At 53.4% G+C, this 16639-nt stretch carries 15 protein-coding genes; 1 reads left to right on the top strand and 14 read right to left on the bottom strand.

Annotated features, from left to right (window positions below; all coding sequences use genetic code 11):
- Positions 1 to 215 precede the first annotated feature (215 nt).
- Genes pyrE through NDK47_RS10175 form a run of 6 tightly spaced genes read right to left on the bottom strand, consistent with a single transcriptional unit; the run spans position 216 to position 8174 of the window.
- On the bottom strand, positions 216 to 857 hold the full coding sequence (gene pyrE, locus NDK47_RS10200) for an orotate phosphoribosyltransferase (RefSeq protein ID WP_407653434.1): 642 nt from the start codon (positions 855 to 857) through the stop codon (positions 216 to 218).
- A gap of 27 nt (positions 858 to 884) precedes the next feature.
- Positions 885 to 1622, bottom strand: a complete 738-nt coding sequence (gene pyrF, locus NDK47_RS10195; RefSeq protein WP_305883383.1) for an orotidine-5'-phosphate decarboxylase — start codon at positions 1620 to 1622, stop codon at positions 885 to 887.
- A gap of 49 nt (positions 1623 to 1671) precedes the next feature.
- Entirely contained in the window at positions 1672 to 4884 is a 3213-nt protein-coding gene (gene carB / locus NDK47_RS10190) for a carbamoyl-phosphate synthase large subunit (protein ID WP_251874713.1), read from the bottom strand.
- Complete coding sequence (carA, locus tag NDK47_RS10185) at positions 4868 to 5965, bottom strand: glutamine-hydrolyzing carbamoyl-phosphate synthase small subunit (RefSeq protein WP_251874712.1); 1098 nt, start codon at positions 5963 to 5965, stop codon at positions 4868 to 4870. Before carA ends, carB begins: the two co-directional genes overlap by 17 nt.
- A 5-nt stretch (positions 5966 to 5970) precedes the next feature.
- Entirely contained in the window at positions 5971 to 7260 is a 1290-nt protein-coding gene (locus NDK47_RS10180; RefSeq protein ID WP_251874711.1) for a dihydroorotase, read from the bottom strand.
- A complete protein-coding gene (locus NDK47_RS10175) occupies positions 7230 to 8174 on the bottom strand; it encodes an aspartate carbamoyltransferase catalytic subunit (protein WP_305883382.1) in 945 nt (314 codons plus the stop codon). The genes NDK47_RS10180 and NDK47_RS10175 overlap by 31 nt, the downstream gene beginning before the upstream one ends.
- Here NDK47_RS10175 and NDK47_RS10170 point away from each other — a divergent pair, their 5' ends adjacent.
- Positions 8175 to 8315: a hypothetical protein gene (locus tag NDK47_RS10170; protein ID WP_251874710.1), complete on the top strand. Its 141-nt coding sequence runs from the start codon at positions 8175 to 8177 to the stop codon at positions 8313 to 8315.
- Between the two features lie 57 nt (positions 8316 to 8372).
- Here NDK47_RS10170 and NDK47_RS10165 read toward each other — a convergent pair whose 3' ends face one another.
- The 8 genes from NDK47_RS10165 to NDK47_RS10130 form a co-directional block, all read right to left on the bottom strand.
- Positions 8373 to 9728, bottom strand: coding sequence for a solute carrier family 23 protein (locus NDK47_RS10165; protein WP_251874709.1), 1356 nt, complete (start codon positions 9726 to 9728; stop codon positions 8373 to 8375).
- Positions 9729 to 9881: 153 nt separating this feature from the next.
- Entirely contained in the window at positions 9882 to 10421 is a 540-nt protein-coding gene (gene pyrR, locus NDK47_RS10160) for a bifunctional pyr operon transcriptional regulator/uracil phosphoribosyltransferase PyrR (protein WP_251874708.1), read from the bottom strand.
- 251 nt (positions 10422 to 10672) lie between these two features.
- Positions 10673 to 12046 (bottom strand): TolB family protein, encoded by a 1374-nt coding sequence (locus tag NDK47_RS10155; protein WP_251874707.1) that lies wholly within the window; start codon positions 12044 to 12046, stop codon positions 10673 to 10675.
- Positions 12047 to 12234: 188 nt separating this feature from the next.
- On the bottom strand, positions 12235 to 12636 hold the full coding sequence (locus tag NDK47_RS10150; protein ID WP_251874706.1) for a VOC family protein: 402 nt from the start codon (positions 12634 to 12636) through the stop codon (positions 12235 to 12237).
- A gap of 24 nt (positions 12637 to 12660) precedes the next feature.
- Complete coding sequence (locus tag NDK47_RS10145; RefSeq protein ID WP_251874705.1) at positions 12661 to 13590, bottom strand: RluA family pseudouridine synthase; 930 nt, start codon at positions 13588 to 13590, stop codon at positions 12661 to 12663.
- Between the two features lie 53 nt (positions 13591 to 13643).
- The gene (lspA, locus tag NDK47_RS10140) at positions 13644 to 14093 is read right to left on the bottom strand and encodes a signal peptidase II (RefSeq protein WP_251874704.1); all 450 of its coding nucleotides are present in this window, start codon (positions 14091 to 14093) and stop codon (positions 13644 to 13646) included.
- A 140-nt stretch (positions 14094 to 14233) separates the two neighbouring features.
- The gene (locus tag NDK47_RS10135; protein WP_251874703.1) at positions 14234 to 14878 is read right to left on the bottom strand and encodes a serine/threonine protein kinase; all 645 of its coding nucleotides are present in this window, start codon (positions 14876 to 14878) and stop codon (positions 14234 to 14236) included.
- A gap of 274 nt (positions 14879 to 15152) precedes the next feature.
- A complete protein-coding gene (locus tag NDK47_RS10130) occupies positions 15153 to 16562 on the bottom strand; it encodes a phosphoglucomutase/phosphomannomutase family protein (protein WP_251874702.1) in 1410 nt (469 codons plus the stop codon).
- Positions 16563 to 16639 lie beyond the last annotated feature (77 nt).

Genomic DNA, 16639 nt, shown 5'->3' with positions numbered 1-16639 from the left:
TTTCCCTTTGTCTGTTTGGACTATATTTCAAAGATTGGGTTATAGACACAGACAATTCCTCATATTTGCGAATCATCGGGGGCAAAGGGGAGCCGCACAAGAATCATCTTCCTTGTACGAGCTCCCCCTGCTTTCTACCCAGCTATTACACTGACCAAAATGTTTCCAATGCCAAGTAACTTACCACTTGGCGTGAAAGAACAATCCGCTTCCTCCTAGGAGGAAAAGAAAGTCCGGGGTGATTTTCTCCAGTCACCCAGCAGCGCTTCCTGCTGCGCCGAAATCACGCCTGCCTCTCTTGCTGTTTCCAGAAGAACGGTGTAATTGGACAGCGTCGTCAGCTCGACGCCTGCTTCCGCAAACAGCGCTTCTGCATCAGGGAATTGGTAGGTGAAGATAGCGATGACCCCCAGTACCTCCGCTTTTTCTTCCAGCACTGCCTGAGCTGCCTTCAGAGAACTTCCTCCCGTAGAGATCAGGTCTTCGATGACAACAACTTTCTGTCCGGGAGCAATAGCCCCCTCGATTTGATTTTGTCTGCCGTGACCTTTGGCCTTATCCCGTACGTAGATCATCGGAAGATCAAGCAAATCGGCAACCCACGCGGCGTGGGGAATCCCCGCAGTGGCTGTCCCCGCAATGACTTCCGCCTGCGGATATCGCTCGCGAATCAAATCCGCAAACGCTTTGGCAATTTTGCGGCGAACCGCAGGGTGGGACATCGTAATCCTGTTGTCACAATAGATGGGTGACTTGATCCCCGATGTCCAGGTAAACGGCTGATCCGGCCGCAGATGCACAGCTCCAATCTCCAGCAGTTTTCCCGCTATTTCCTTTGCGATGGTTGTTGTCATCATCATGATTCCTTCCTCTCCGATCAAAAGTTAGATGCGTGCCGCTTCCACGTCCGTAACGATCTTCTCCCAGGCCCGCGCCGGATCGGTCGCTTCCGTAATGGCCCGGCCAATCACCAGGTAATCGCTGCCCAGCTTGAACGCTTGCTCCGGCGTTGTGATGCGTGTCTGGTCCCCTTTGTCTGCGCCGAGCGGACGAATCCCCGGTGTGACGGTAATAAACGACTGGCCTGCCGCTTGCTTGATCATCGGGACCTCCAGCGGAGAAGCCACAACCCCATCCAGTCCTGCCTGTTGAGTCATCTTCGCATAATGCACCACGACGTCCTCCACTTCCCCCGGCAGGGCAAGCTCCCGGTTCATCGTTTCCTTGCCCGTGGACGTCAGCATCGTGACAGCGATCAGCAGCGGACGAGCCGCTCCTGCTGTTGTCCCCTGCTCCAGACCTTCACGCGCTGCTGCCATCATGGCTACGCCGCCCGCCGCATGAACATTGACCATATCCACGCCGTGACGGGCGAGACTTCTCATCGCCCCCTTGGCTGTGTTGGGGATGTCATGCACTTTTAGGTCCAGAAAGACCTTTAGTCCCCGCTCTTTCAGGAAATGAACGATAGCCGGACCTTCGGCATAAGCCAGCTCCATGCCGACCTTTACATAGCGGATCAACCCATCCAGCTGTCCGAGGCAACGCTTCACCTCATCCATGGTGGCAAAATCAAGCGCTACGATCATGCGCTCGCGAATATCTGTCGGTTGTACGTGCACACTGCTCTCCTCATTTCTATCCCGTTTCAACAAACGAGGCTGTTGTTGTTTACAAAAGAATGGCTGCCTTCGCACCCAGCCGTTGCTGCGGCATGGCCTCTGTTTGGAAGGTGATGGTTTCCAGCACATGGAGCAAGGCCTTGGCTGTGTCCAGAGATGTCAGGCAAACCGCCCCGTTTTCTACTGCTTCCCGCCGGATGCGGAACCCGTCACGCTCCGGCGTTTTCCCTTTTGTCAGCGTGTTGAGGACAAGATTGGCCTCCCCTTTTTGAATCAGATCCAGCAGATTCGGTGTACCTTCGGATAATTTGTTCACACTCGTCACGGGCAGCCCGGCTTGCTGCAAATATTCAGCCGTCCCGGCAGTCGCCAGCAGGCGGAAACCAAGCAGGTGGAAGCGTCTGACGATGTCGAGCGCTTCACTCTTGTCTTTGTCCGCTACGGTCACCAGCAGGGAGCCGTGGGTCGGAATTTTCATCCCTGCAGCCACCAGTCCTTTGTACAGCGCTTTGGCCAACGTTTTTTCGCGTCCCATGACTTCTCCTGTTGATTTCATTTCAGGTCCCAGTGTGATGTCGACCCGGCGCAGTTTGGCAAAGGAGAAGACAGGTACCTTGACGGAGACCATCTCTTCCTCCGGATGACAGCCTGGTTCATAGCCCTGATCCTGAATGCTCTGGCCAAAAATGGCCTTGGTTGCGATATTGGCCATCGGTATCCCTGTCACTTTGGAGAGGAACGGCACCGTTCTGGATGAACGCGGGTTTACCTCGATGACGTAGGGCTGTCCTTGGAAAATGACGAACTGGATATTGAGCAATCCTTTTACTTGCAGCGCACGCGCCAGCTCGGAGGTTATCTTGATCAGTTCCTTTTTGATCGGCTCTGTCAGGGATTGCGGTGGATACACAGCGATTGAGTCACCCGAGTGAACTCCTGCCCGTTCAATATGTTCCATGATTCCGGGGATCAGCACGTTTTCACCGTCGCAGATGGCATCGACTTCGACCTCTGTGCCTACCATGTAGCGGTCGATCAGCACTGGATGCTCAGGGTTTACCTTGACAGCCTGCTTCATGTATTCCAGCAATTCCGCATGATTGTATACAATCTCCATCGCGCGTCCGCCCAGCACGTAGGAAGGGCGCACCAGCACCGGGAAGCCGAGATGCTCTGCCGCAGTTACCGCCTCGTCTACAGAGACCACTGTTTTACCTGGCGGCTGAGCGATATTCAGCTTTCTGAGCAGCGCTTCGAATTTCTCGCGGTTCTCTGCCGCATCGATGGATTCCAGGCTGGTACCGAGAATTTTGACCCCTCGCGCAGCCAGCTTGTCAGCCAGATTGATCGCCGTCTGACCACCAAATTGTACGATTACGCCTTCCGGTTTTTCCGCTTCGATGATATTCATGACGTCCTCGATGTAAAGCGGTTCGAAGTACAGGCGGTCGGAGGTGTTGAAGTCGGTGGACACCGTCTCGGGATTGTTGTTGATAATCACGGCTTCATAGCCTGATTCCTGCAAGGCCCATACCGCATGCACGGTTGCATAGTCGAACTCGATTCCCTGCCCGATGCGGATTGGCCCGGAGCCCAGTACGATCACCCGTTTTCTCCCCGTTTCCACCCGTTCATCTTCCACTTCGTAGCTGGAGTAGTAATAGGGTGTCGCCGCTTCAAACTCCGCTGCGCAGGTATCGACCATCTTGAAAACAGGACGAATGCCGAGCTTCACCCTCATGGTGCGAATACCATCCGCCGTTTGGCCGGTAAGCTCGCCGATTTTCCGGTCTGTAAAACCGAGTCGTTTTGCCTGATACAGCTTTTCTTCCGTCAAGCCCTCTGCGAGAACTGCTTCAAACGAGACCAGCTTGTGAAATTTATGCAGGAAGAAGAAATCGATTTTCGTCAGGTCGTAAAGCCGCTCCAGTGACCAGCCGCGGCGCATCGCCTCCGCCAGCAGGAAAATTCGCTCGTCATCCGCCGCTTTCAACCGTTCCGCCAGCAATTCATCCGCGATCAAAGAGGCGCCTTCGATTTCCAGATGGTCGCAGCCGACCTCCAGGGAGCGGATTGCTTTCATCATCGACTCCTCAAAGGTGCGGCCAATCGCCATCACTTCTCCCGTGGCTTTCATCTGCGTGCCCAGCTTGCGGTTCGCCGACTGAAACTTGTCAAAAGGCCAACGCGGGATTTTGCTTACCACGTAGTCCAGTGTTGGTTCAAAGCAAGCATAGGTCTGCCCCGTAACAGGATTGCGCAGCTCATCCAAGGTGTAGCCAATGGCGATTTTTGCTGCCATTTTCGCGATCGGATAGCCCGTCGCTTTCGACGCAAGCGCAGAAGAGCGGCTCACCCGCGGATTTACTTCGATCACGTAGTACTGAAAGCTGTGCGGGTCGAGAGCGTATTGCACGTTGCAGCCGCCTTCGATGCCCAGTGAGCGGATTATGTTCAGGGCAGAGGAGCGGAGCATTTGATATTCGCGATCCGAGAGCGTCTGACTGGGTGCTACCACGATCGAGTCACCCGTATGCACACCTACCGGATCGATATTTTCCATATTGCAGACGACAATGCAGTTATCATTTGCATCCCGCATGACTTCGTACTCAATTTCCTTCATGCCGGCGATGCTTTTCTCAATCAGGCATTGGGTAATCGGCGAGTATTTCAAACCGCTGGCAACAATTTCGCGGAGGCTTTCTTCGTCCTCGCAAATTCCTCCGCCGGTGCCGCCCAGCGTGTAAGCAGGTCGAACGATGATGGGGTAGCCAATCTTGCTGGCAAACGCAATTGCCTCTTCCACGGTACCGACGATTGCCGAATCGGGTACAGGCTCGCCCAGTTCGTTCATCAAGGCGCGGAAGAGCTCGCGATCCTCAGCGCGCTTGATTGAATCGAGGTTGGTGCCAAGCAGCTTTACATTCTCAGCCTCGAGAACCCCTGCTTCCGCAAGAGCTACTGCCATATTCAATCCGGTCTGCCCGCCCAGCGTTGGCAGGAGTCCGTCCGGCTTTTCCTGGCGAATGACGCGAGTGACGAACTCGAGTGTAATTGGCTCGATGTACACCTTGTCTGCCATATTGGTATCCGTCATGATGGTCGCCGGATTGGAGTTGATCAGGATGACCTCCAGTCCCTCTTCTTTCAAAGCCTGGCAAGCCTGGGTGCCCGCATAATCAAACTCTGCTGCCTGCCCGATGACGATGGGCCCGGAACCGATCACAAGTATTTTTTTCAGATCAGCGAATTTTGGCATGCAAACGCCCCTCCTTGGCTGTATCCATCATGGAAAGAAACTGGTCGAACAGATAGCTGGAATCATACGGCCCCGGCGCCGCTTCCGGGTGGTACTGTACGGAGAAAGCCGGATGTTCTGTATGGCGAAGGCCCTCTACTGTTCCGTCATTCAAAGCGGTATGCGTGATGATCAGCTCCGTATTGGCCAGGGAGTCTGCTGTAACCGCATAGCTGTGGTTTTGAGAGGTGATGTAGGTTCGACCTGTTGCTATCTCTTTGACAGGGTGATTGCCGCCCCAGTGGCCAAATTTCAGCTTGGTGGTATCAGCACCGCCGGCCAGTGCGAACAGTTGGTGCCCTAAACAAATCCCGAATATTGGGTATTTACCTAAAACCTCGCGAATCATCTGAGTCGCATGCTGTACATCCTTGGGATCGCCAGGTCCGTTGGAAAGGAGTATTCCGTCTGGCTGAAGTCGGCTGATTTCCTCGGCTGTCACATCGTGAGGCACAACCACGACGTCACAGTCTCGTTTGGTCAATTCACGCAGAATCCCATGCTTGGCACCGAAGTCGACCAGCACGACGCGGTGGCCGGTTCCCGGGCAGTTATACAGATTCTTGGTGGAGACGCGAGCCACCTGATCCGTCATCATGGGCGCAGATCGCAGCGCAGCAACCAATTCTGCCAACGGGGCATCGCTGCTCGTGATCATACCCTTCATGGTGCCGTGATAGCGGAGCTTGCGCGTCAGCATCCGTGTATCTACTCCGGCAATCCCCGGAATTCCGTAGTCTTGAAGCAGTTCATCCAGACTGTTGGTGCTGCGCCAATTGCTCGGAGTATCACAATGCTCTCTGACGACGAAGCCGTGGATATACGGACGAACCGCTTCGAAATCATCCCGGTTGATTCCGTAGTTGCCGATCAGCGGATAGGTCATCGTCACGATTTGTCCGCAATATGATGGGTCGGACAGCACTTCCTGATAGCCGGTCAAGCCGGTGTTGAAGACCACTTCCCCGATCGACTCGGTCACTTTTCCAAAGGCCGTTCCGACACATTCCGTTCCGTCTTCCAATATCAGTCTTGCTCGCATGCTGACTACCTCCCCTCTGATTCGTTATAAACCACGCGGCCACCCACCAGGGTGATGACTGGCCAGCCCTTGCATTTCCAACCGGCAAACGGAGTGTTTTTTCCTTTGCTGGCGAAATTGTCAGGATCGATCGCTTTTTCTGTCTCCAGATCGATCACAGTCAGATCAGCCGGTGAACCAATTTCCAGGCGTCCATACGGGAGTCCAAAGCTGTCGGCAGGCTTCACCGTCAACAGCTCAAGCAGTCTTTGCAAAGTGATCTCGCCTGTCAGCACGAGATGGGTGTATAGAAGCGGGAACGCCGTCTCCAAACCGACGATCCCAAAAGGCGCCCGCTCCAGTCCGGCAGCTTTTTCTTCCGCCGTGTGCGGGGCGTGATCCGTGGCGATCATGTCGATCGTGCCGTCTAAAAGGCCTTCAATCAGTGCGGCGCGATCAGCACGTGAGCGCAGCGGCGGATTCATTTTCCAGTTGGCAGGCAAATCCGCAGGAATGTCCTCGTCACACAACAGCAGATGATGCGGCGTCACTTCACATGTGACGTTGACTCCAGCCCGCTTGCCGTCGCGTACCAGTCGAACAGATTCCTTCGCGCTGATATGGCAGACGTGGTAATGAGCCCCCGTCTGTTCGGCCAGCAGGATATCGCGGCCTACGTGGATGGATTCAGACTCGGACGGGATGCCTGGAAGTCCGTGACGCGCAGCCACTACTCCGTCATGAAGGGCACTGCCGGGAATTAAGAGCGTATCATCCTCACAATGGGCCACGATGGAGATTCCCAGTTCCCTCGCCTTTTTCATTGCTGCTTTCATCATTCCGGCAGATTGTACGCCCACTCCGTCATCGGTGAGGGCAAAAATTCCGGCCTCTTTCAAGGCGGCAAAGTCTGTCAGCTCTTTGCCCAATTGACGGACCGTAATGGCCCCGTAGGGCAACACCCGTGCCTTTCCCGCCTCGCTTGCTTTTTTCAGGATTTCTTGCACCGTCTCCACACTGTCGATCGAAGGGCGCGTGTTGGGCATGCAGGCGATCGTCGTAAAGCCGCCTTTTACTGCAGCTGCTGCTCCGGTGGCAATCGTCTCTTTTTGTTCCTGACCGGGCTCACGCAGATGCACATGCACATCGACAAAACCGGCTGAAATCAAGCCGCCTTTGCAATCGACCCATTCATGACCAGCGCGCTCCACCCGCTCCGCAATGGAGATGATGCGCCCCTCTTCTACCAAAACCTCTGCCGGAATTTGTTTGCCTGCTTGATTGATTATTGTGCCGTTACCAAGGATAATTCCCATTTCCACTCGCTCCCTTTCATCAGTGCTTCCATGACTGCCATCCGGGCTGCAACCCCGTTGGTGACTTGCTTATGGATCAGCGAACGCTCGCAGTCTACGAGGTCCGTATGAATTTCTACTCCGCGATTGACCGGAGCTGGATGCATAATCACTGCCTCTGGCTTCATCATCTGGACCCGCTCCAGGGTCAGACCGTGTGCCTGGTGGTATTCTTCTTTGGAGATGAACAGCGAGTTTGTATGGCGTTCGAGCTGCACTCTGAGCATCATCACCACATCGGCTGTTTTGATCGCCTCGTCGATCTCCACGGTTTTTACACCCGCCGGAATGACTTCAGCCTGAGGCATCATGGTTGAAGGTCCGGCCAGCATGAGCTGCGCTCCCATTTTAGGCAGTGCGTGCAGATGAGAACCCAGGACGCGGCTGTGGCGCAAATCTCCGATGATGGCCACGCTCAAGCCCTCGAGCTTGCCAAACTGTTGCTGCATGGTTAACAGATCGAGCAGACACTGTGTCGGATGTTCATTCGTTCCGTCTCCGGCGTTGATCAGTTGGACTTTCACCTGATCAGCCAGCTCCTGGAACAGGCCGTCTTTTTTGGTGCGAATAACGGCTGCCTCTACGCCCATATCCTCCAGCGTCCGCACCGTATCCAGGATCGTCTCCCCTTTGACCGTGGAGGAGGTCTCCGGAATGAAGTTCAGCACATGTGCACCCAGTCTCTTTTGCGCGACCTCGAAGGAAAATCTCGTTCGAGTACTCGCTTCGAAGAACAGATTGGCGACAAAGCGCCCGCGCAAACTCTCGGATTGAACACCCGGCCTTTGAGCCCAGTATTCAGCTCTCTCCAGCAGACTGTTGATGGTGTCCTTTGACAAATCCTTGATCCCGACTAAATGTCGCAAGTTACTCATGTGGAACCCTCCATTATTGATGTACTGGCCGCTTATACTGGCCACTTCCAGCAGATGTGGACAAAAAAAGCTTCTTGCCTGGCAGCCGTGGAGGCGGGCACAGGCAAGAAGCTGATCGCTTCTTTCCATGAGCAGGGCTAAGAGCGCCCTACTTCCTTGCCAGCCTCTCGGGACTGAGTTAAAGGAACGTGGAACGTATCAGGTTTGGGCTTCGCGGTGCGCTTCTCCCATCGCTGATTCTTTCCCCGGCAAAACCACGTGCAGGATAATGCCGAGGAAGGTCGCAAACGCGATGTTGTCAATCGTCAGGTTGTGCAGGAACGATTGCCAGAAGGAGACCGTGTCGAAGCTGATTTTGTATCCGCCAATCCCGGTAACCAGGATGGCTGCTGAAATAATCATGTTTCGCTTGTTTGAAAAGTCTACTTTGTTTTCTACGAACATCCGCAAGCCTTGGGCCGCGATAATCCCGAACAGGATGATAGACACGCCGCCAAGCACCGGTGTCGGGATCGTCATCAAAAGTGCACTGATTTTCCCGATGAAAGCGAACAGGATCGCACAGACGGCTGCAAGGCCGATCACAACTCGACTGTATACACGGGTGATCGCCAGCACCCCGATGTTTTCACCGTAGGTAGTAGCTGGAGGACCGCCGACAATCGCAGCGAGCGAAGTCGCCACACCATCACCAAGCAAGCTGCGGTGCAAGCCGGGATCTTTCATCAAGTCACGATCCATCACCTTGCTGGTGACCAGCAAATGGCCGAGGTGTTCCGCCAGCGTCACAAAGGCGACTGGCGCGATGATCAATGCTGCTGTCCATGCTGCAGGACTTGTGATCACAGAAGCTACCTCGCCGAACTTAAAGTGCTTTTCAAACATTTCGCCGAATTTAACGAAGATCGGCGCAGTGACAACCTTGTTGAAGTCAATCAGCTCAGGATGGCGCAGCAAGGTGTACAGATAGCCGGTGATAATGCCGATCAGGATCGGAATCAGGGCGAAGAACCCGCGCAGCATCACAGCTGCAAGAACCGTTACGAGCATCGTGACGAGTGAAATTTCGATGGATGTAAGCGATAGCTGCGATTGGCCGTCTACCGTCACTTTCGTGGACATATCCACAGCGACAACTGACAAGCTCAGGCCGATGACTACAATCACGGAAGCGATCACAACGGGCGGCAGTACACGGTCAAGCCATTTGACACCGGCTTTTTTCACGATCGCCGCGACGATGATGTATACCACCCCTGAGAGCAGACAGCCAAGCAGTGCGGTTCCCACCCCATACGCCTTGGTTACCGTAATAATCGGACCGATGAAGGCAAAGGAGGAGCCCAGGTAATTGGGAATCCTACCTTTGGTGATCCACAAAAACAGGAGTGTTCCGATCCCGCTGGTAAAGAGCGCAGTCGCAACGTCCAGCCCGGTTAAAATGGGAACAAGCACGGTGGAGCCAAACATGGCGAACAGATGCTGAATGCTTAGCGGCAACAGCTTGGTAATCGGCGGCGTTTCGTGTACATCAACAAAATTTTTCTGGCTCATTTTCTCTTCCCCCTGTTTGTAAATGGACCTGGTCCATAAAAAAAGCCTCTTTGTACAGGCACAAAGAGGCATACTCCTTCCGTTTCGCGGAAAGCAAGTACCTCTTTGCAACCTCACAGGATTGCCTCTTAAAGAGGTGTATTTACTTAGACCTTAGATAAGCTGGCGGATTGTGACCATATCCATAGCATCCACTTCAGCCAGTTGTACATCGACAATCTCCGTTCGTGAAGTCGGCACGTTTTTCCCGACAAAATCCGGACGGATCGGCAGTTCACGGTGACCGCGGTCAACGAGCACAGCCAGTTGGATCATACGGGGACGGCCGTTGTCGATCAGTGCATCCAACGCCGCTCTCACAGTCCGGCCCGTAAAGAGCACGTCATCGACGAGGATGACTGTTTTTCCGTTGATGTCGTTTGGCAGTTGCGTTCCTTGAAGAACGGCGTCCTCTGATTTGTGCTGCAGGTCATCGCGGTAAAACGTGATGTCCAGCTCGCCGACGGGCAGCTTGACGTTTTCGATCATTTCAATCCGCTCGACCAAACGCTCCGCCAGATAAATTCCTCTGGTTTTGATACCGACGATGATGCAATCCTCCACGCCCTTGTTCCGTTCAATGATCTCGTGGGCAATCCGGGTTAAAGCGCGCCGGATCGCAGCATCATCCATAATCACACTTTTGTTGATCATGTGCATTTCCTCCCCCGACTGACAGCTTATCGACTGTTGACGAGAATGAAAAAAGCTTCTTGTCGGCAGACAAGAAGTCACAGGGCATGTCAGGTGAAAAAGGGTACTGCCTTTTCGCAGCCTGTACATGCAGGTATCCGTGCCCTTGCCAGCCTCTCTGGACTGGATTTAAAGGTTCTCAATTCGTCAGTGACGATTATGTCACGAAACAAGCTATGTGTCAACTCTTTTTCACATCATTCTATTTCGATTCACTGAGGTTGAACCCAATGTATTTGAACCCAGGCAGGCAGATAATTCGCGTAATATCCGGCTTCACCCGTCACATGGCGAACCAGTTCCTTTTCCGATCCATCCTGTGTACGGACACAGACTGATCCATGCTCCGCTCCGTCCAGCCGCACAAACAGCAGCTGGTTGCCGTCTGGTGAAGGATTGGGATAGGTATCCGCCGTTTTTTCCGTCCCTTTGGTCACAGCCTGCTCTTGGCCGCCGGCATCCCGCGTCCAGATGCGCTGTCCAGGGATCAGCAATTTCTCTGGCTGATAATTGCCCAGCCACTCAGAATTATCCAGGCCTCGGGCAAAAAACAGCCTGTCTGCCTTTGCATTCGTCCAGCGCGGGAGAGCATCTACCTTGCCCGTTTGCCCGGCAGGGATCACTTTTCCGTCTGCTTTGGCGAGAGTCAAATGCTTGCCCTCGGATGCGACTCGGCCTCCGCCTTCAATGAAGGCAAGCTGCTTACTGTCGGCCGACCAGGAAAACCACTCTGGATACGAAAGTCCGGTTCCCAGTTCAAAAGGCTTCTGGCTGGGCTTTGTCAAATCAAGCAGTTGGATGGCAACACCGTCCGCTGTTAGCGAACCGGAATTGGGGCGTACATAGTAGGCCACTTGATTGCCGTCTGGCGATAGGGTAAGGCCTGTTGCCGCATAAGGATAGATTCCCTCTTCGATTTTGGGAGGCTGGCCAAGCGGATAGGCTGACAGCTTTTTCCCTTTCAGATCAGTCAGCTCCAGGGTGATCGGACGATCTTTGGCTGCAGGAACCGATAAAAGCAAGCGAGCACTATCTGGCATCCAGGCAAAATCTGTGATGTCTCTCTTCTCTTCGAGCAGCTTTGTGATCTTGCCGTCCGTCAGTTCCGCGGCCACAAGCTCGGGAGAATATACATTGCTGGTGCCAGTGCTTCCGGTTTCAGCCGATTGAACGACATAGGCGAAACGATGCCCAGCCGGTGCCCATTTGGGCTGCATCAGCACCTCTCGCGGATCGATTTGAAAGGCATCCGTTCCGTCCGCTTTTACCGCCCACAGATACTTTTTGGAGAAGGTTTCCTCTGGTTTTGGTTCATGCTGGTAAAACAGCCACGCGCCATCCTGGGACCATCCAACAATTTCGACTGCCCCGATGCTCGTCACCTGTTTTGGAGCAGCTTGCGGGTCACGAGCGTTCAGAAGCCAGAGCTGCCGGTTATTGGTAAATGCAATCTGAGCAGGAATCGCTTCCTGGTATACTCTCTCGGGCTTCTGTATCCTCTCGGCAGCGCCGCTCGAGCCGCTGCTCCCAAGCAACGCGGTTGCCGCCAAAGCGACGCTGGTGAGAATAGAGACAGGCTTCCACATCTGATTTTCCTCCTTTTGTTTCGACACATTTCCTCTTCATTTGACGAGATCAAGCCTGAGATCGTTACCATCCTTTTGCAGTATTCCTGAAAATGTTTCTAGTATTCCCAGGGATTCTCTTCGAAAACAAAAAAAGGGAATGGCAGCCAAAAGGTTACCATTCCCGGACCACATTTGTTTTTTTCAAATTAAACGCGGATTCGCTCCAGCAATAAAAAAGGATTTCCGTACAGGTCCGTGAAGATCGCTTCCCGCCCGTACATCCGATCAGCGGGCTCGGAAACAAACCTGACGCCCTTTTCACGAAAGGTATGGTAGGTCTGTTCAAATTGGTCCGTCTCCCAGACCCACATCGGGTTTTTCCCTACCTGTGCCAGCATCTTTTCCGCCGTCTCCTGTTCATGCCAGTGTGATGGATCATGCAAAACAATTTCTACGTCCTCGCCCGGCAGACCGATGGTCAACCAGCGCGCACCTGTATCCATTTTGGCATCCATTCGCTTTTCAAAGCCAAGCTTTTCCGTGTAGAATTGCAAAGCTTCTTCACAATCTTTGACGTACAAGGTGATATGGGCTAAGCGACGCAGCATATCCTTGCCTCCATTATCCCGGCTTTACACTTGGCGGAGATATTCGATCACGTCGAGCATTTCCTGCGGAAGAGGGGCTTCAAACTCAAGATGCTCCCCTGTGCGCGGATGATCGAACCCGAGGGTTTTTGCGTGAAGCGCTTGTCCATCCAGCTCCAAGGTGTTTTTGGGTCCGTATTTGGGATCACCGGCCAGCGGATAGCCGATGTATTTCATGTGAACGCGAATCTGATGGGTTCTCCCCGTTTCCAGCTTCAGCTCTACCAGCGTGTATTCCTTGAATCGTTCCAATACGACAAAATGGGTAACTGCCGGCTTGCTGTTCTCAAAGACGACCGCCATCTGCTGCCGGTTCTTCGGGTCCCGACCAATCGGGGCATCGATCGTCCCCATTTCATGCGGGATCACACCGTGAACGATCGCCACGTATTTACGATTGACGGTATGTTCTTTTAATTGCTCTGCCAGACCGACATGCGCCTTGTCATTCTTGGCCACCATGAGCAAACCTGAGGTATCCTTGTCGATGCGATGCACAATACCTGGACGCAGGACCCCATTGATGCCAGACAAATCCTTGCAGTGGGCCAGCAGTCCGTTAACCAGTGTACCGGTGTAGTGTCCGGGTGCCGGGTGGACGACCATTCCCCTCGGTTTGTTCACCACGACCAGATCGCTGTCCTCATACACAATCTCCAGTGGCATTGGCTCGGCTTTGATCATCATTTCTTTTGGCGGCGGCACACGAAGGGTTACTTCATCGTCTGCGGACAGCTTGTAGTTGTTTTTGACCGACTCTCCGTTTACGCTGACTCGTCCCTCTTTGATCCAGCTCTGCACCTGGGAGCGTGTCCAATCCTCGTTTTGTTCCGTGACAAATTTATCAATCCGTTCCTTGGCATCAGATGGCTCTGCCACCCAATCGTAGCGTTCAAACAACTCCAAATCGTTCATGACTGTCTCCTCTGGTGTAGTTCCTCTAGTATCCACATTTTCCCGTTCAATCATCACGCGCTTTTCCGTTTCCCATCCAGCAGGACATCCAGCAAAAGCAAGCCCACTCCAACCGTAATCGCGACATCCGCCACATTAAAGATCGGAAAATTGATCAAGGTGAAATCGACAAAGTCAACAACCTGGCCTGTTGTGATCCGGTCGATAAAATTCCCGATCGCTCCACCGAGGACCAGCGAAAGAGCAAGGGAAACGCGAGGCTGTGATTTGCCAGCACGAATGAGTGTGACCAGAATTCCGATGACGACGGCAATCGTAATAACAACGAACAGCCAGCGCTGATTTTGCAGGATGCCGAAAGCTGCCCCCATGTTGCGATGCGAGGTGAGATGAAGCACATCGGCAAACAAGGGAATCGACTGTCCCTGTTCCATATTTTTGACCACGAGCCACTTGGTCCATTGATCAAGAGCGATAATGGCGGCAGCGATTAGATAGTACATAAATGGAAGTCCTCCTTCGTTCAACTGCAGAGAGCTGCGAAATATTCGCTTTAAAATGTTATTTTACCACAGGCGCAATAGCCCAACAATGTCAGGCGGCATCCCCTGGCCCTAGCTACTCTCTACCCCGACTGCTCTTCCTACCCGCGAAGTCGCCTGGTCAGTTTCTTGTAAAAACGGTACCCTTTCCGAATCACTTCCAGCAGCCAGAGCGGCAGCTTCCAACCGCGATCTTTGATAAAGGGAAGGTAAAATCGGTGGTACGCCATGCTTAAGTCTCGCCACTTGCTGTCCGGTTTGTTTTTATAGTAGTCGGAAACGTCAATCAAATAGCCGCGGCCGTGATCCATCAAGACGTTTTTCCCATGAACGTCATGCGGGAAGAGCCCCTTGGCGCGTGCTTCCTCCAAAGCAGACTCCACATCATCCATCACCTGGGGAGGAATGGGGATGCCGTAGCGAAAGCAGTCAAACAGGGAGATCCCTCTCATCCGCTTCAGCACCAGATAGCCCGGTTCTGACTGATAACATACGGGGAAGAAGCGGCTTTCACCCAGCTTGTGATAGACCTCGACTTCTTGCTCCCAGCCGGGACGTCCGGGGGCATACAGCTTGATGACAACCTCCGGATAATCCGGGTGTCCGAACACGGCAGCGTAGTTTCCCACTCCAACCACTTCCCACGGATAGGGCGTAGCCCGCACCAGAACCGGATTATGGGGTGAAAGACTTTCTACTTTTACCGCTTTTAAAAAAGATTCGATGACATGCTGCGGTATCTTCATACATCCACTTCTTTCATGTAGAGCGAACCATGCCTCCCGATCATTCTCCCTCTGATTCTAGCAAATCACAAAAACGTGAAACAACCAAACAAAACGATTATGACCATATTCCCCTCTGATCGGTGGAACAAAAGTGTTGACTGCGAGCGGTCGCATCCTACTTTTATGTAAAACGTCAAGATGTTTCAATCACCCGATGAGAAGCGACGTTTTTACGAAAAAGTTCCCTTCCACCTGTATGTGATGGAAGGGAACCTGGGAGTCTCGGTTTTTTCTATGAGAACCACTCGCGCATTGCCTCTGTGATTTTGTGCAGCGCCTCGACGCTGACGGCCTCGCAGTATATCCGCAAAAGCGGTTCTGTCCCCGATGGGCGGATCAGAACCCATTGACCTCCCTGCAGCAAAAATTTAATCCCGTCACATTTGCTAATCTCCTCAACATCATACGGACCGATTTTGGCGGGTACAGCCTGAAGGAGCTGTTCCTGCTGGATGTGGGATGAGAGCGGAATATCCAGACGGGTACTGTGCAGCTCCCCAAATTCGTCGTACACATCTCGCAAGATCTGGTCAATCCCTTTCTTCTCCCAGGCGCACATCTCCGCGAGCAGCAAATTGATGAGGATCCCGTCTTTTTCCGGGATATGTCCGAAAATGCTGGCGCCGCCACTTTCTTCGCCCCCGATTAAGACATCCCCCTCTCGCATGTGGGCGCCGATATGCTTAAAGCCGACCGGAGTCTCTATTAATTCCAGACCATAGTGCTTGGCCATGCGATCCAACAAATGAGTAGTCGCCACCGTTCGGACAATCTTCCCGCTGAGTTTCCTGTTTTTCACAAGATGTCTGGTCAAAAGGACAAGCGCTGCGTTGGGGGGCAGGTATTGCCCAAAGCGGTCAACCACTCCGAAACGATCCGCGTCCCCGTCGTTGGCCAGCCCCAGAGCCGCTTTCTGCTTGATCACTTCTTGTTTTAAGAGGCTTAAATGCTGATCGATTGGTTCTGGCAAATGACCGCCAAAAAAAGGATCGGCCGTATCTCGAATGCCGTTGGTTTCCGCACCCGCCTCAGCCAGCATCCGGCTGACATAGCCCCTTCCAGCTCCGTGCATGGGATCGACGACAACACGCAGCTTCGCCTGTTTCATCACATCAAAATGGACCATTCGGCGAAGATGGGCCTCATAATGCGGACGCAGGACGATTGGCTGCAACAGCTTTCGTGCAGTCGCCTCCTCCGGAGTGATTATGAGCACCTCGCCCCCCGTCTGGATGTGGTGAATCTCTTTCTCCAGTTGGTTTGTAATCTCTCGGGTGGCTGGTCCTGCGTATTCGGGAATGTATTTGATCCCGTTGTATTCGGGAGGATTATGGCTCGCTGTAATCATGACAGCCCCGCTTACGGCAAAATGCTTTACACCAAAAGCGGCAACTGGCGTCGGCACGGATTCATTCGTCAGGTACGTGCGGATTCCGTTGGCTGCCAGCACACCTGCGACAGCCTGGGCAAAGCGGCGTCCCAAAAACCGGGTGTCATAGCCAACGATAATCCCCTGTTCCCTTTGACCGATCGCGATTGTATAGGTAGCAATGGCTTGGGCTACGACTCGAACATTTTCCACCGTAAACTCGTCGGCCACGATGGCTCGCCAGCCGTCTGTGCCAAAGCGTATTGCACTCACATTGTTCCACCTCAGCTCTCTGACTCCATTTTCCTGGTTCCTCCGCTCCTGCGCCACATAAGGCTTTTTCTGTGTTT

Source organism: Brevibacillus ruminantium, from assembly GCF_023746555.1.
Taxonomy (GTDB): Bacteria; Bacillota; Bacilli; order Brevibacillales; family Brevibacillaceae; genus Brevibacillus; species Brevibacillus ruminantium.
This window is presented reverse-complemented; position numbering and strand designations above follow the sequence as displayed.

Excerpts from the sequence above, each read along its gene's own strand:
- carA (WP_251874712.1), bottom strand. The coding sequence starts at position 5,965 with ATGCGAGCAAGACTGATATTGGAAGACGGAACGGAATGTGTCGGAACG.
- NDK47_RS10155 (WP_251874707.1), bottom strand. The coding sequence starts at position 12,046 with ATGTGGAAGCCTGTCTCTATTCTCACCAGCGTCGCTTTGGCGGCAACC.
- NDK47_RS10135 (WP_251874703.1), bottom strand. The coding sequence starts at position 14,878 with ATGAAGATACCGCAGCATGTCATCGAATCTTTTTTAAAAGCGGTAAAA.
- NDK47_RS10165 (WP_251874709.1), bottom strand. The coding sequence starts at position 9,728 with ATGAGCCAGAAAAATTTTGTTGATGTACACGAAACGCCGCCGATTACC.
- NDK47_RS10180 (WP_251874711.1), bottom strand. The coding sequence starts at position 7,260 with ATGGGAATTATCCTTGGTAACGGCACAATAATCAATCAAGCAGGCAAA.
- lspA (WP_251874704.1), bottom strand. The coding sequence starts at position 14,093 with ATGTACTATCTAATCGCTGCCGCCATTATCGCTCTTGATCAATGGACC.
- NDK47_RS10150 (WP_251874706.1), bottom strand. The coding sequence starts at position 12,636 with ATGCTGCGTCGCTTAGCCCATATCACCTTGTACGTCAAAGATTGTGAA.
- NDK47_RS10145 (WP_251874705.1), bottom strand. The coding sequence starts at position 13,590 with ATGAACGATTTGGAGTTGTTTGAACGCTACGATTGGGTGGCAGAGCCA.
- pyrE (WP_407653434.1), bottom strand. The coding sequence starts at position 857 with ATGATGACAACAACCATCGCAAAGGAAATAGCGGGAAAACTGCTGGAG.
- NDK47_RS10175 (WP_305883382.1), bottom strand. The coding sequence starts at position 8,174 with ATGAGTAACTTGCGACATTTAGTCGGGATCAAGGATTTGTCAAAGGAC.
- pyrR (WP_251874708.1), bottom strand. The coding sequence starts at position 10,421 with ATGATCAACAAAAGTGTGATTATGGATGATGCTGCGATCCGGCGCGCT.
- carB (WP_251874713.1), bottom strand. The coding sequence starts at position 4,884 with ATGCCAAAATTCGCTGATCTGAAAAAAATACTTGTGATCGGTTCCGGG.